At 58.2% G+C, this 14,201-nt stretch carries 9 protein-coding genes, 1 tRNA gene and 2 pseudogenes; 3 read left to right on the forward strand and 9 right to left on the reverse strand.

What is annotated here, in order from left to right; translation table 11 throughout:
* Positions 1–16: 16 nt before the first annotated feature.
* The 6 genes and pseudogenes from scpB to AC0L7L_RS09490 all read right to left on the reverse strand — a co-directional run bounded on the left by scpB (position 17) and on the right by AC0L7L_RS09490 (position 7,940).
* A complete protein-coding gene (gene scpB / locus AC0L7L_RS09465) occupies positions 17–724 on the reverse strand; it encodes an SMC-Scp complex subunit ScpB (protein WP_473513567.1) in 708 nt (235 codons plus the stop codon).
* Positions 721–1,551, reverse strand: coding sequence for a segregation and condensation protein A (locus AC0L7L_RS09470; protein ID WP_473513569.1), 831 nt, complete (start codon positions 1,549–1,551; stop codon positions 721–723). Before AC0L7L_RS09470 ends, scpB begins: the two co-directional genes overlap by 4 nt.
* 3 nt (positions 1,552–1,554) lie before the next feature.
* Complete coding sequence (nagZ, locus tag AC0L7L_RS09475; protein WP_473513571.1) at positions 1,555–2,574, reverse strand: beta-N-acetylhexosaminidase; 1,020 nt, start codon at positions 2,572–2,574, stop codon at positions 1,555–1,557.
* A gap of 101 nt (positions 2,575–2,675) precedes the next feature.
* Positions 2,676–4,844, reverse strand: a complete 2,169-nt coding sequence (locus AC0L7L_RS09480; RefSeq protein ID WP_473513573.1) for an SPOR domain-containing protein — start codon at positions 4,842–4,844, stop codon at positions 2,676–2,678.
* 63 nt (positions 4,845–4,907) lie between these two features.
* A complete protein-coding gene (gene argS / locus AC0L7L_RS09485) occupies positions 4,908–6,668 on the reverse strand; it encodes an arginine--tRNA ligase (protein ID WP_473513574.1) in 1,761 nt (586 codons plus the stop codon).
* Between the two features lie 55 nt (positions 6,669–6,723).
* Positions 6,724–7,940, reverse strand: a pseudogene (locus AC0L7L_RS09490) (deoxyguanosinetriphosphate triphosphohydrolase).
* A 222-nt stretch (positions 7,941–8,162) separates the two neighbouring features.
* Here AC0L7L_RS09490 and erpA point away from each other — a divergent pair.
* Positions 8,163–8,495 (forward strand): iron-sulfur cluster insertion protein ErpA, encoded by a 333-nt coding sequence (erpA, locus tag AC0L7L_RS09495; protein ID WP_272211633.1) that lies wholly within the window; start codon positions 8,163–8,165, stop codon positions 8,493–8,495.
* Between the two features lie 85 nt (positions 8,496–8,580).
* On the opposite strand, the gene AC0L7L_RS09500 is transcribed toward erpA, so the two are convergent.
* Positions 8,581–9,948: a uracil-xanthine permease family protein gene (locus AC0L7L_RS09500; RefSeq protein WP_272211634.1), complete on the reverse strand. Its 1,368-nt coding sequence runs from the start codon at positions 9,946–9,948 to the stop codon at positions 8,581–8,583.
* 207 nt (positions 9,949–10,155) lie between these two features.
* On the opposite strand from AC0L7L_RS09500, the gene xth reads away from it, so the two are divergent.
* Complete coding sequence (xth, locus tag AC0L7L_RS09505) at positions 10,156–10,947, forward strand: exodeoxyribonuclease III (RefSeq protein WP_272211635.1); 792 nt, start codon at positions 10,156–10,158, stop codon at positions 10,945–10,947.
* 340 nt (positions 10,948–11,287) lie between these two features.
* On the opposite strand, the pseudogene AC0L7L_RS09510 reads toward xth, so the two are convergent.
* A pseudogene (locus AC0L7L_RS09510) lies at positions 11,288–12,086 on the reverse strand (tetratricopeptide repeat protein).
* A 406-nt stretch (positions 12,087–12,492) separates the two neighbouring features.
* On the opposite strand from AC0L7L_RS09510, the gene AC0L7L_RS09515 reads away from it, so the two are divergent.
* Positions 12,493–12,579 (forward strand) — tRNA-Leu (locus AC0L7L_RS09515).
* Positions 12,580–12,954: 375 nt separating this feature from the next.
* On the opposite strand, the gene AC0L7L_RS09520 is transcribed toward AC0L7L_RS09515, so the two are convergent.
* Entirely contained in the window at positions 12,955–14,049 is a 1,095-nt protein-coding gene (locus AC0L7L_RS09520; protein ID WP_272211640.1) for a porin, read from the reverse strand.
* Positions 14,050–14,201: the final 152 nt, after the last annotated feature.

Genomic DNA, 14,201 nt, shown 5'->3' on the forward strand with positions numbered 1-14,201 from the left:
GGACGTTATCTAGAGCTTATTCATCATGTTTGCCGCCCGGTGTCAAAAGGCCGAGATCCTCCAGGTCCGCAGCATCAAGCGGATCCTCGTCATCGGCAAGGTCTTCATCGTCGTTGAGCGGCAGCGGGATCTGAAAACCGGGCGGAATTCGTCCGGAGAGAAGCCCGGCGCCGCGAAGCTCTTCCAATCCCGGCAGATCGCGGATGTCCTCAAGGCCGAAATGATCAAGAAAGGCGCGGGTCGTGCCCATCGTCACCGGCCTGCCGGGCGTACGCCGGCGGCCGCGAAAGCGTACAAAGCCTGCTTCCATCAGCACATCCAGCGTCCCCCTGGAGGTCTGAACACCGCGAATTTCCTCGATCTCCGCACGCGTCACCGGCTGGTGATAGGCAATGATCGACAGCACTTCCAGCGCGGCGCGGGTCAGTTTGCGGGCCTCCCGCTCGCCGCGATGAATCACGAAGGATAGATCAGGCGCGGTGCGGAAAGCCCAGTGATCCTCGACGCGCACCAGATTGACGCCCCGGTTGGCGTAGAATTCCTTCAGGTTTTCCATGACCGCAACGACATTGATGCCGTCAGGAATCCGCTCGCGGATATAGGCCTCGCTCACCGGTTCGGCCGACGCAAACACTAGCGCCTCGGCGATACGCTCGGCTTCCAGCAGAAGTTCCGGACTTTCTGCCGCCGCCGCTTCCGTGTTTTTAGCCTCGTCCTCGCTCATTCGGCCGCTTTCCCGGGAATGGCGACCGGCTGCGGCAATCGGCCGCTGCCGCGCCGCATCTGGATCGGAGAAAACGCTTCGTCCTGGCGCAGGTCCAGCTGTCCCTCGCGCACGAGTTCCAGCGACGCGGCAAATGTGCTGGCAATTGCCGTGCGCATTTCCTCCGGACGGGAAAGATAGCGCAGCAGATAGCGATCCAGAGATGTCCATTCCGCAATCTCGCCGATCATCTCCTGCAGCAGTTCACGGGCATCGCTCAGCGACCAGACAAGGCGTTTTTCAATCGTCACTTCACTGACGGCCTGCCGCTGCCGAAGATTGGCGTAGGCGTCGAGAAGTTCATAAAGCGTGGCCTTGAAGGCCGAGCCGGTCTCGTCTGGAATATGTTCCGGTGCGCCGCGCTGGAATATATCGCGGCCAAGCCGGTTGCGGTTCACGATCTTGGCGGCAGCATCGCGCATGGCTTCCAGCCGTTTCAGCCTGTGAGCAAGCGTTGCCGCCAGATCTTCGCCCGAGGGTTCCTCATCGCTGGCACGGCGCGGGATCAAAAGCCGGGATTTGAGATAGGCAAGCCAGGCGGCCATGACGAGATAGTCGGCGGCGAGTTCAATACGGATACGCCGGGCACGCTCGATGAATTCGAGATACTGCTCCGCCAGCGCCAGCACCGAGATGCGCGCCAGATCGACCTTTTGTGTACGGGCCAGATGCAGCAGCAAATCAAGCGGGCCTTCAAACCCACCGACATCAATCACAAAAACGGCGTCGTCAGCAGCACCAACCTCGACCGTTCCGTTCGGATCTTCGGGGAAGAAATTTTCCTGCATGCCCTACCCCTTCCCCTCCATAAGTGCATCAAAACGGCGCGACAGAGCCGCAAGGTCGCTGTCGTCAGCTTTGGGCGCGCGGAAAATCGCAGCAACAGCCCGGTTCAGCGCATCACCGACAAGCGGCGGAGCGGCATCGGCAACGGCACGCATCTCGCTCATATCGCCGTTACAGTGCAGAATGATATCAAGACCGGCATCGGAGACTGCGCGGGCGCGGGTGGCGATATCGCCGGAAAGCGCGTTCATCGAGATATCATCGGATATGATCAGCCCCTCAAAGCCGATTTCGCCGCGCATGATGTCCTCAACCACTTTTTTCGAAGCGGATGCCGGGTGTTCCGGATCGACGGCCTCAAACAGGACATGGCAGGTCATCGCCATGGCAATGCCGGTCACAGCCGCGAAAGGCCGGAAATCCGTTTCGCGCAGCGTTTCAAGCGGTGCATCGACAACCGGCAGACGTTTGTGTGAATCAAGCAGACCCCGGCCATGGCCCGGCATATGTTTGATCACAGGCAGCACGCCGCCCGCCTTCAGGCCGTTGGCCTGCGCCTGGCCCAGCGCAATCACCTGATCTGGGTCGCAGCCGAAGGCCCGGTCAGCCAGAAAACCGGCGCCGGGCGACGGCGGAATATCGAGCACGGGCGCGCAATCGACACTGATGCCAAGTGGCAGCAGGTCACCGGCCAGAAGCCGCCCGCTGAGCCACGCCGCCTCCAGACCCGCATCCGGTGACGTTTCATAAAGCGCGCCGATCAGGGATGCTGCCGGATAGTCCCGCACCAGTGGCGGCCTGAGCCGGCGCACCGTTCCGCCTTCCTGATCAATGAAAACCGGAGCATGCCATCCGACGGCGTCGCGCATTTCGTCCGTCAGCGCCTTCACCTGGGTCAGGCTTTCGATGTTGCGCCGGAAAAGAATGAAACCCCACGGCTGAACGGCGCGGAAGAAATCCTTCTCCACCGCGCTGAGGCGTGTGCCGCCACAACCCAGAATCATAGCCTTGCGGGTAATGGTCATCCGCGAATCATAGCTGTTCGAGGCTGAAGCACGAATGACGGCGAAACCTCATGCACAGCTTTCTTCGGTTTCAGGTCGTTGCACCACGTGAGGGAGCCCCCTCAACGCGGCACGAAACAGCTGCCGCCGGCGGCCTGAAAACGCTCGCAGAGCGAAAGCGCCTCCGACAGCGTTCCCGCCGGTATCCGAACACGATAATAGGTGCCGCGACCGGCGAGTTCGGCGCTGACGATTTCCACCGGCCTGCGGCCAAGCTCTGCCGGATACTGTGCGGCAAGGCGCTGATAGGCCTGACGCGCTTCAGCTTCCGTGGGCAGCGACGCAATCTGCATGGCATAGGGCGAAGCGGACGCCGAGAGGGCGGACGAGGCAGCGACCGGAGCTGGCTGGACCGCAGCTGCGGGAGCAGCCTGAACGGGCGCTGACGCGACCCGCGCGCCGGCTGAAGACGCGCGCGGTGTCGGGATCGGAACATTGGCGATCCCGAAATCCTCGACGGGTCCGGGCATGGTTGCGGGCGCTTCGGTGTCGGCGGCTTCTGCCGTTTCTGGCTGGGCCACCGCTCCATTCAGCACATCCGTGACAGACTGGGCCTGCGGCGTATTCGCAGCGAGCCCGGCTTCGGCAGACTGGAAACCACCGTTTCCGGGAACAGGGACGTCCGGAACCGCTGGCTCTTGCGGCGAGACAGCTGCGCCCGCCGACGCCGCGCCGGCAACGCTTTCATTCACAGTCGCAGCCGGCTCTTCCGGGGCCGTGCGTTCTACCAATGTGCCATCGGGCCTTACGATGATGGTTCTGACCTTACGCGGTTCAACAATACCGCCGCCAACCTCGGTGGTTCCGCCAGTTGCCGTCTCCGCCAGCGGGTTGGGCGCAATATCTTCAACATCGACCGGCTCCTGATCGGAGGCAATGAGACTGTCCTGGCGCGGCGCGGATGCCAGCGTCTCCGCCGCATCATTGAAGATCACATTGTCCTGATTGGGAACAACCTCACCACCAGGATCCTCCGGCGCTTCCTTTACACTGGTGTCGTCGGCGGCAATCATGATCGGGCCGCTGTCGTCCTGGCCGCCGAAATAACGCAGGCCTGCGAATACCGAGAGAACAGCAAGCACGACGACGACAAGCCCAAGCACGAGGCTGCGCCCGTAACTCATGAAACTGACGGCGATCCAGCTCGGCCGGCGGTCGTGCTCATCTACATCGTAATATTCTTCGTCAGCGATATCGGCATAGGCTGGCTGCTCGGGCGGGACCTGCGTCTCGGCAAGCCGGAAGCCATCCTCAAGCGCCTGCTCTATATCCTGGTCGTAAGCGCGACTGCCCTGTTCGGGGTCAACTCCCTGACCACCGGCGGGATCGCGGTCAACAGGCTCATCATATAACGGATCGACGAGGGCAGGCTGGCTTGCCAGAACATCGGCCAGTTCTTCGTCAAGATCGAATTCGTAGGCCAGTGGCCGGCTTTCGTGCTCGGTTCCGGATTCATCCGCCATGCTCGGCAGGTCCAGTTCGTCCACCGGACGCGGCAATTCATCTGTCGCAATCAGCGCCGCCGGATCGAACGCATCGTCACGCCCGGTTTCGGCTGCCGCAACCTCTTCAAGCGGCTCCGGGCCGTTTTCATGCGTAACGACATCTGAAAGCTCGATCTCGAGCTCCTCAAGGTCGAGCGCCAGTTCACGCTCCTGCCGTTCCACTTCCGCATCGTCCGCTGACGATGCCTCAGGCTCTTCGAATACGTCCCGCTCGAATGCCGTCGACGGCGGAAGGCCGGTTTCAGGCTCAGGCTCGTATCTGCCGGGCGCCGGCTCTTCGCGGTCAGCGCCTGCGGCAGGGTCGAACGCAGCAATCGATTGCCTCAGTTCGTCTTCCAGAAGAGCATCATCGAACTCGAATTCGCTTGTGCCGGAATGATCCGCAATTTCGGATTCAATAGACGGTAATTCGTCCCGTTCCTGTGCTGAGGGGGTGGCCGAACCATAGTCGACAGTGTGGAAGGAACTGAATGTATACGGCTGATCCTGCGGGTCGGGGTCAGAAACCTCCGGCTGCGGCGCGGCAGGCTCGTCGGGGGCATAGCGCGAAGGAAAGGCGTCAAATTCACGCAACAGTTCATCGGCCAGGTCTTCGGCGGTTTCCGGCGCGCGCGGTGCCTCCTCCTTGCGCGGTGCAATCAACCGCGCCAGTTCAGCAAAAGGATCATCCTGCTCCGCATTGTCAGACTGACGGGGCGTGTGATCCGGTTTGTTCTTGTCTGCCATTTTTACTACCACCGGGGCTGCCGCGCGCCGCGTACGGCGCGAGGGGAGATCGGGGGACAGTTTCTAGCGCATCTCACGCGGTGCATCAGTGCCCGTCAATGTCAGGCCGGAACGCAGCACCGCGGCCACGGAAGAAACCAGTCCCAGTTTCGCGAGCGTCAATTGTCCATCAGCCTCATTAATAAAGCGTAATTCCTTCTTGTCCTTCCCTTTGTTCCAATGGGAATGGAAGGTTGACGCAAGATCGTAGAGGTAAAACGCCAGTCGATGCGGTTCCCGCATCAGTGCAGCCGACTCCACGACTCGAGGATACTCGGACAACTTTGCCACAACTTTAAGTTCTTCTTGTTCAAAATCCGCATCCACAACCGCTTTTTCCAGAGATTTCTGGTTGATTTCAAGCTTTGGAAAGGCTTCCTGCGCCTGCCGCATCACCGACATGCAGCGCGCATGGGCATACTGAACGTAGAAGACCGGGTTGTCCTTGGACTGCTCTGTCACCTTGGCAAAATCAAAATCAAGCGGCTCAGTGCTCTTGCGATACAACATCATGAAGCGCACGGAATCACGGCCGACCTCGTCGACAACTTCGCGCAGCGTGACGAAATTGCCAGAACGTTTCGACATCTTCACTTCCTGGCCGTTGCGCAGCAGCTTGACCAGCTGGCAAAGCAGCACAGTGAGCTTGGCCTCTTCACCAGACACCGCCTTCGCGACCGCCTCCAGCCGCTTCACATAGCCGCCATGATCGGCCCCGAGAATATAGACCATTTCTTGAAAACCGCGGTCATACTTGTCCTTGAAATAGGCAACATCGGCGGCGAAATAGGTGTAGTTTCCGTCTGATTTGATCAGTGGCCGGTCAATATCGTCGCCAACCTCCGTTGAGCGGAACAGCGTCTGCTCACGATCTTCCCAGTCTTCCGGCAGCTTTCCCTTCGGCGGCGGCAGGGTGCCCTTGTAGACATGCCCCTTGAAGGTCAGGTCGTTGATCGCGGCGCGGATCCTCGCGGCGTCGTCAGCATGAAGCGTGCGTTCAGAAAAGAACACCTCGTGGCGCACATTGAGTGCCGCAAGATCCTCCCGGATCATCTCCAGCATCGCCGCGATTGCCCGGTCCTTGACGATCGGCATCCACTGCTCTTCAGGAAGATTGTGAAGCGATGGACCGAACTCTACCTTCAGCGCCTCGCCGACGGGGACCAGGTAGTCCCCCGGATAAAGTCCCTCCGGAATGGCGCCGACATCCTCGCCAAGTGCCTCGCGATATCTGAGGAAAACGGAACGGGCCAGCACATCGATCTGAGCGCCGGCATCATTGATGTAATATTCCTTAGTCACGTCGAACCCGGCATAGCCGAGAATATTCGCCAGCGTGTCACCGACAACGGCCCCGCGGCAATGACCGACATGCATCGGGCCTGTGGGATTGGCCGAAACATATTCGACGTTGATCTTGCGGTTGGCGCCGGTGGTACTACGGCCGAAATCCTCGGCTTCGCGAAGGGCGGCAAGCAGCATCCGCTTCCAGAAAGCATCGGACAGACGAATATTGATGAAACCGGGCCCGGCGATCGACAGCTCGGCAATGTCTTCGTCGCTCTCCAGCGCCAGTACGATCTCGGCGGCCAGATCCCGCGGCTTCTTGCCCAAAGGCTTGGCCAGCACCAGCGCAGCGTTGATGGCGATATCGCCATGGCTGGGATCGCGCGGCGGCTCGACAACGAGGCGCGAAAAATCAAGGCTTGTGCGCTTCTCCGCAACAGCTTCGATTGTCAGTAGGCGTTCGCTCAGTCTTTGCTCAAAATCCGTGAAAAGGTTCATATCATATTCCATCAGCCGCATCGCTGGCGGCAAAAAGCGCTGTTTGTCGGGGGCTCTAGCGCAAATCGGGGGTATGGTCAAACAGCTGCCGGTGGGTCTTCTCGGCATAGGTGTCCGTCATACCGGCCAGATAATCGGCCACAAGGCGAGCGCGTTGCCCCGGCGTCAGGGCCTCACTGCCGTCTGTCCAGGAATGCGACCCCATCAGTTTCGGTTCAGCGAAATAGGCATCGAACAACTCCCTGACGATCTGCGCCGCACCGGCACGGATCTTCATGATGTCCGGATGGCGGTATATGTGCCCGAACAGCAGCTTCTTGATCTGCCTGTCGACCTCCGCCATCTCCGGCGAGAAAGTCGCAAACGTACGGCCTGCGCGCCTGACTTCGTCGGCGCTCTGCGGCTTGCCTTCGCGCAAATTGGCCTGGGTCACGGCGATAACATCCTCCACCATGGCCGTGATCTGACGGCGCATGATCTCATTGGTGAACCGGCTGTCCTCGAGATTGGGATAACGGTCGCGAACCGTACGCATCAGGCCGTCGAGAAACGGAACCTCCTCGAGCATCTCGTGGGTCAGATAACCCGAACGCATTCCGTCATCGATGTCGTGGGTGTTGTAGGCGATATCGTCGGCAATCGCCGCCACCTGCGCTTCAAGGCTGGCATGGGTTGCAATCCAGAGATCATGGCGGCTGCAATAGTCCAGGATCGGGCGCGGAACCGGACCGTCGATCCCCTCGCCCGTGGCTGTTTCCAACGGACCATTGTGCTTGACGAGCCCCTCAAGCGTTTCCCAGGTCAGGTTGATGCCATCGAAATCGGCGTAGCGTCGCTCCAGGCTCGTCACAATTCGAAGCGACTGGGCATTGTGATCAAAGCCACCGTAATCCGCCATCCTCGCGTGCAGTGCATCCTCGCCGGTGTGGCCGAACGGCGTGTGCCCGAAATCATGAACCAGAGCGACGCCTTCGGCGAGATCCTCATCAAGGCGGAGCGCACGGGCAAGCGAGCGTGCGACCTGCGCCACCTCGATCGTGTGGGTGAGACGCGTGCGGTAGTGATCGCCGTCCTGAGCAATGAAGACCTGCGTCTTGTGCTTGAGCCGCCGGAAAGCGGTGGTGTGGATGATGCGATCCCTGTCGCGCTGAAACGGCGAGCGCGTGAGGCTATCGGATTCGGAAAAAGCCGACCCCGGCTTGTCCATGGATCGCAGGCATAGACCGCCAGAGCCACATCGCCGAAACCCAGAGCCGTTTTGTCGATTGTCATGGTATTTCCCGTTGCGCGAGACACATGCTTTTGCCAAAGGCAGCGGACCCGACTGCAATTTGACCGTTGACGGCCCGTGTTGCCGTTCTTAACTAAGTTTGGAAGTCATTGAAAGGTATCGCGGCGACCGGCGTCACGATCAAGATGCAAATGCCTTCGGCGTTTCGGATCTGATGCGCCTGCGGGCGGGTCCGGTCAAGCCCCAAGGCACGGAGAAGACAGATGGACACTCAGACAGTGACGCTTTCCGATGCGGCCGCGCGGCGGATCGCCTCGATTATCGAAAGCGATAGTGACAAGCAGGCCCTCAGGGTTTCAGTCGAGGGCGGCGGATGTTCAGGTTTTTCCTACAAGTTCGATCTTGTGGAAGGCCCGGAGGAAGACGATTTCGTGATCAACAAGGATCAGGCGACTGTGCTGATCGACAGCGTTTCACTGGTCTATATGGCCGGCGCCGAAATCGATTTCGTCGACAATCTGCTCGGCCAATCCTTCCAGATCCAAAACCCCAACGCAGTCGCCAGTTGCGGCTGCGGCACAAGCTTCGCCATTTGACGGACAAAAGCCGCTGACCGGATGGCGGTCAGACAATTACAAAAGGCCGCGCCCGAAAGCGCGGCCTTTTTTTGTTGTCTGATTGTCAGTCCTTGATTTCCTTGCCCGCGCTTTCCGGAATGACCAGCGAGAGCAGGATTGCCGAGATACCGGAAAGGGTGATCGGTGTCGCGAAAACCTTCTGGATGATATCAGGCATCTGCTGCATCGACTGCGGCACCAGCGTTACACCGAGACCAAGGCCGAACGACACCGCCATGATATAGACCTTGCGATGGTCGATCGGCTCGGAAGCCAGAATACGGATACCGGCAACGGCGATCGACCCGAATAGAACGACGGTGGCCCCGCCGAGCACAGGTTTCGGCACCAGCAGGAAGGCCCCGCCAATGACCGGGAAAAACCCGAGAACGATCAGAATACCCGCGATATAGAAGCCCACATGACGGCTTGCCACGCCGGTCATCTGGATCACGCCGTTATTCTGGCTGAAGGTGGTGTTGGGGAAGGTACAGAACAGCGCTGCAATACCGGAATTGATACCGTCGGCGAGAACGCCGCCCTTCACGCGGTTGAGATAGACCTCACCCTGAACCGGTTCGCCCGAGATAACGGAGTTGGCCGTCAGGTCACCCGTCGTTTCGATAGCGGTGATCAGATAAACAAACGCAATCGGAAGGAACAGACCGATATCGAAGTCCAGGCCGTATCGCAACGGTGTGGGGATCGCGAACAGCTGCTGGGTTCCAAGCTTTGAGAAATCCACCATGCCGAAGAAGATCGAGACCACAAAGCCAACGACCAGCCCCATCATGATGGCGGCAATGCGCACCATCGGGATCTTGGAAAACGAAAAGAAGATGATGACGGCAACGACAAGCAGCCCAAGGAAGATATTGACCGGAGCGCCGAAGCTCTCGCCGGCACCCGCGCCGCCGGCAAAGTCTGTGAACCCAGACTTCACCAGGCTGAGCCCGATGACGGTGATGACGATCCCGGTGACCGTCGGCGTTACGATCCGGCCCATCTTTGTGATGAACTGACTGAGAACAATCTCGACCAGGCAGCCAACAAGGCACAGCCCGAAGATCATCGCAAGGATATCCTCAGGCGAACCGCCCCTGCCCTTTACCGCGAAGCCTGCGGCAAGAATGACACCGAGGAATGCGAAGCTTGTTCCCTGAACACTGAGAAGTCCGGAACCCACCGGCCCGATACGCCGGCACTGAATGAATGTCGCCACACCGGAGACGAACATCGCCATGGACAGAAGGTACGGTACGTTCTCGCCAAGACCCAGTGCTCCGCCAATAATCAGCGTCGGCGTCACAATGCCGATGATACTAGCCAAAATATGCTGTATTGCGGCCAAGAAAGACGCCCCCGGCGAAGGCACATCGTTCAACTTGAATATGATATGGTGGTGCTCCGCACTTTTATTTTGTTCGCTCATCTATTTCTCTTTCAAAGGCGGCCAAGACCGCGCGTTGTCCCCTGCTGCTAGCATTTTGATCGATGCAATTTCCATGCCACAAAACAATCATATTTCACGCAAACCGGGTAGAAAGCACATCCAGGCGACAAGTAACGCTGAACCGGTTTGCAAAAACGGGTTGCCCCCGGCATAAGGAGGGAAACCAAAAGCCGGGAAGAACAGTCCATGAAAATCGCCACCTGGAACATTAACGGCATCAAGGCGAGGCAAGACAATCTGCTGGCCTGGCTGGCGTCGGAAAAGCCCGACATTGCATGCCTTCAGGAAATCAAATCGCAGGATGAGAGCTTCCCCAGAGAAGCAATCGAGGCCTTGGGATACCATGTCGAGACTCATGGCCAGAAAGGTTTCAACGGTGTTGCGCTTCTCTCTCGATACGAGCCCGATGAGGTCAACCGTGGTCTGCCCGGCGACGATGACGATACCCAGGCGCGCTATATCGAAGGTGTGTTCAGCATTGCCGGAGGCGCGGTTCGGGTCGCTTCGATTTATCTGCCGAACGGAAACCCTGTGGAGAGTGAAAAATACCCCTACAAGCTCGCTTGGATGACCCGCCTGAAAAACCATGTTTCTCAGCAACTTAGCTATGAAGAGCCACTCATCCTCGCCGGCGACTACAATGTAATACCGCGTCCGGGCGACTGTCATGATCCGGCCACGTGGGCGAATGACGCCCTGTTTCTGCCGCAAACCCGGCAGGCATTCACATCTCTGCTTGCCCTCGGTCTTTACGACGCAGTCAGCGCTGCCAATGATACAGCCGGCCAGTACACATTCTGGGACTATCAGGCTGGCGCCTGGCCAAAGAACAACGGTATTCGCATCGACCATATACTGCTGTCGGCCGAGGCTGCGGACAGGCTGATGAACACACAGATTGACGCAAAGGTTCGCGGATGGGAGAAGCCGTCCGATCACGTGCCGGTCATTGCATCATTCGATATGAAATGGCGCTGATATTCAGGATTTGCGGCCAGCCAGATTTCCGGAACACGTGCTGCAACTTGGAAGGCCCTTCAAAAAAGGGGCTATAAACAATGATGGCATGGGCCATGCCCGCGACCAGCCTGATCACCAAACAGAGCGTTTTGGCATTGGCCGGAACCAGCCAGCGGATCTGCCTGATCGCTTAGTCCTGACTCATCTGCCGCGTATTTTTCTAGGCTAAGGACGCGCTCGCCCCACAGAACGAAGCCTGACCGATGAAAACACTTCAAGACACAAAAAAATCGCTTGAAGCACTACGGCTCCGCTCTGCAAATGCTCTCACAGACAGAATTGCATACAGAAATGACAATCAGGGGTTGCTGGTGCTCATATTTTGCGCAAGCGCAATTGCTCCACGCCGGTCATTCTCGTTGACGATCGAAAAACATTTCTCCTGCATCGCCCGAATCCAACCGCAATCACCGGGACCACAGCGATCTGCTGCCATGGTCAGATAGGCAAGCCCAAGAACAGGCTGCCCCTCATCGAAAATAAGATCGCCGAACAGCGCCATGGCACCAATATTGCCGTTTCTTCTGGCAAGGTTGAGCCATTTTTTTGCAAGGCGCACGTTCTTCGCCCCACCCTGACCATCGAGAATCATCTCCGCCAAGCGAAACTGCCCTTCAGGACTTCCAAATACCGACGCAGCCTGAAAATAGAACTGACGCGCCTGAGCAAGGTCCTTCTCGACCGGTGTATCCGGTATGCCGGTCTGATAGTAGCCTGCTAGCGCCAACAATGCGTTGACATAAAAGCCTGTATCGGGCGAACCCGGCTCGACATCGTGATTGACGATTTCAGCGTAGAACTTGAAGGCCTCGTAGTCGTTTTCCGGTACGCCGTCGCCATAGGCATACATATTGGCCAGCGCCCAACGCGAACCAGTATGCCCCTTCTCCGCGGCGTAGCGATAAGCCTCAACGGCTTTCTCTTTGTCACCGCGTTCGTAGGCCTTAAAACCGAAGCGGAACAGATCGAAACGGCCCGAGATCCTTCGGCACTTCGGTCGCAATATCGAAAGCGCAAACCGGTCGCAGCGAAGCACCGACGACAAGGCTTGCCATCACCAAAACAACGCTAATACGCCTGTGTCCAGAACTACTCATGATCATCGAACGTTTCTTCACCGAAACACTTCGTCAAATTGATTACCCGGCTGCGAAACGCCGGTACCGCAACCATTGAAAACCGGCCCTTGCCGATCAACACGAAACAAAGCCGCTTTGGTCAGACTCAATTTTCCGAGCACCAATGCAACTTTTCTTGATCTTCTCATGCTCTCCGTTTGTGGCGGGAAATAGGCCCTCCTCACCCAAATAGCTTTACGTGAGATTCAGCTGAAATGCTGTGTCGCAAGCGACACACATGCCAGTTTTCATCTGGACAATCATGCAGCCTGATCGTTGCCGGTGGAACGGCTGCGGAAAAGTCGCTCAGATATACATCATCAATGTCCGTGTGCGAACAGGTGTTGCCTCGAGCCGCAGACCATACTAAAGCTCGGACTTCGGGGCGGACGTGGCGAAACTGGTAGACGCAAGGGACTTAAAATCCCTCGACCGATTGGTCATGCGGGTTCGATTCCCGCCGTCCGCACCACCAGCTCCTCCATGGCAGACGCAGCGCAAGCATCCAACGCATGCCCGACACAACTACACACAAAATCGCCCCGACCACGTCCATCGCGGTGCGTCAATGTGCTGTGACAGCGACGAGCCGCAACACACCACTCACACTCCGGAAACCACCACCAATATGAGAACACCGGGCCCGATATCCGCGACTTCTATCGCAGGCATACAGTCTGCATTCGGCAGCGCTAAAAATCGCCAGGCCTGAGATCAGCCCGCGGCTGAACCAAACTTTTTGAGGGGCATGCCCTTAACGGACCAGGTCGCCCGCGACCATGCACGACCCTGAATCAAAAAGCCCGACCTGAAAAGGCCGGGCTTTCATCAACCAGACTAAGTCTGATTAGAAGTCACGCTGCAGACGGAACCAGCCGCCCCAGGTGTCCTTATCGAAGTAGGAGTCCGGCAGGTCAGCATAGTCGAAGTTAATCTTAGCCGACAGACCCTCTACGATTTCGTAGTCAAACAGAGCGCCATATGTGTAAAAGCTCTTGTTGCTTGCGCCCGGAATGGAAACCGAAGACCACTGAACAGCAGGGGTGATCGTCAGCTTTTCAGTGACGTCAAGAGCGTAACCTGCAGCAAGCTGCCACTCAGCATAAACGTCCGCAGAGACACCCGGAGCAAAGGGGTAGGTGTCGAAATCACTGTAAGTATTGGCGTAAGCGTTCCAACCGGAAGCCCAGCTAGCACCGAGATCAAGCGAACCCGGTCCGAGAGCGAGCGTGCTCATTGCACGGAGCGCACCCTCTTCATTCCAAGTATCGTAACCACCATCCAACTTCATGCCGATGCCACCAGCCTGGAAGCCAACGCGACCGGAAACACCGATGCGAGCCAGGTCAGGATCGCCCGTGTAACCAACCTGCGACGCCGTCAGCGCATCAACCGAAAGGCCAGCTACAAAGCCGTCGCCGGTGAAGACATAACGCATCGAGTTGAACTTGGTCTGACCCGTCAGATCGTCGATTTCGCCAACAAGACCTTCATCCCAGTAGCTCTGGAAATAACCAGCCTGGAAGCCGCCGAGAGCAAGGTAGGTCTGGTCGAGACTGAAGGTCGTGCCCGAACCGCCAGCGCTGTGCGCTTCGGCGTTCATCTTGATAACGCCGGTCAGGACACCGAGTTCGGTTTCCGTCTTGCTGGCAATATCAAGCTGAGCCTTGGTAAATACATCCCAAGTACCCGGCTGTGGGTTTGACCCTGCCCAGTTCGGGCCGGTCTCGCTGTAACCCTGAACCTGAAAACGGACATAACCGCCGATATCGAGGCAGGTTTCAGTACCCGGAATGTAGAAATAGCCAGCGCCGAAAGCGTCGCAAACTTCAACGTAGTTAGCGGTTACAGGCTCGATGACCACAACCGGGTCGGCAGCCTGAGCGCCGGAAGCTGCTGCAACTGCTGCAGCGGAGCCGAGGAGAAGGCTCTTAACGTTCATAGTGACCTCCAAATAAGGTTTAAAGCGGGTCTGGGATTTTCGCCGAGGCGTTCCCTGCCCCATCCCCTGGTTTCAAGAAGACCGGGCCGTCTCGCCCTCACTTCCGAGGTTGAACATACAAGACCGCGCCGCGATCGCAATCATCAATCGCC

The sequence above is a fragment of the Martelella sp. K41-7 genome, from assembly GCF_055808365.1.

Excerpts from the sequence above, each read along its gene's own strand:
- scpB (WP_473513567.1), bottom strand. The coding sequence starts at position 724 with ATGAGCGAGGACGAGGCTAAAAACACGGAAGCGGCGGCGGCAGAAAGT.
- AC0L7L_RS09470 (WP_473513569.1), bottom strand. The coding sequence starts at position 1,551 with ATGCAGGAAAATTTCTTCCCCGAAGATCCGAACGGAACGGTCGAGGTT.
- nagZ (WP_473513571.1), bottom strand. The coding sequence starts at position 2,574 with ATGACCATTACCCGCAAGGCTATGATTCTGGGTTGTGGCGGCACACGC.
- AC0L7L_RS09480 (WP_473513573.1), bottom strand. The coding sequence starts at position 4,844 with ATGGCAGACAAGAACAAACCGGATCACACGCCCCGTCAGTCTGACAAT.
- argS (WP_473513574.1), bottom strand. The coding sequence starts at position 6,668 with ATGAACCTTTTCACGGATTTTGAGCAAAGACTGAGCGAACGCCTACTG.
- erpA (WP_272211633.1), top strand. The coding sequence starts at position 8,163 with ATGGACACTCAGACAGTGACGCTTTCCGATGCGGCCGCGCGGCGGATC.
- AC0L7L_RS09500 (WP_272211634.1), bottom strand. The coding sequence starts at position 9,948 with ATGAGCGAACAAAATAAAAGTGCGGAGCACCACCATATCATATTCAAG.
- xth (WP_272211635.1), top strand. The coding sequence starts at position 10,156 with ATGAAAATCGCCACCTGGAACATTAACGGCATCAAGGCGAGGCAAGAC.
- AC0L7L_RS09520 (WP_272211640.1), bottom strand. The coding sequence starts at position 14,049 with ATGAACGTTAAGAGCCTTCTCCTCGGCTCCGCTGCAGCAGTTGCAGCA.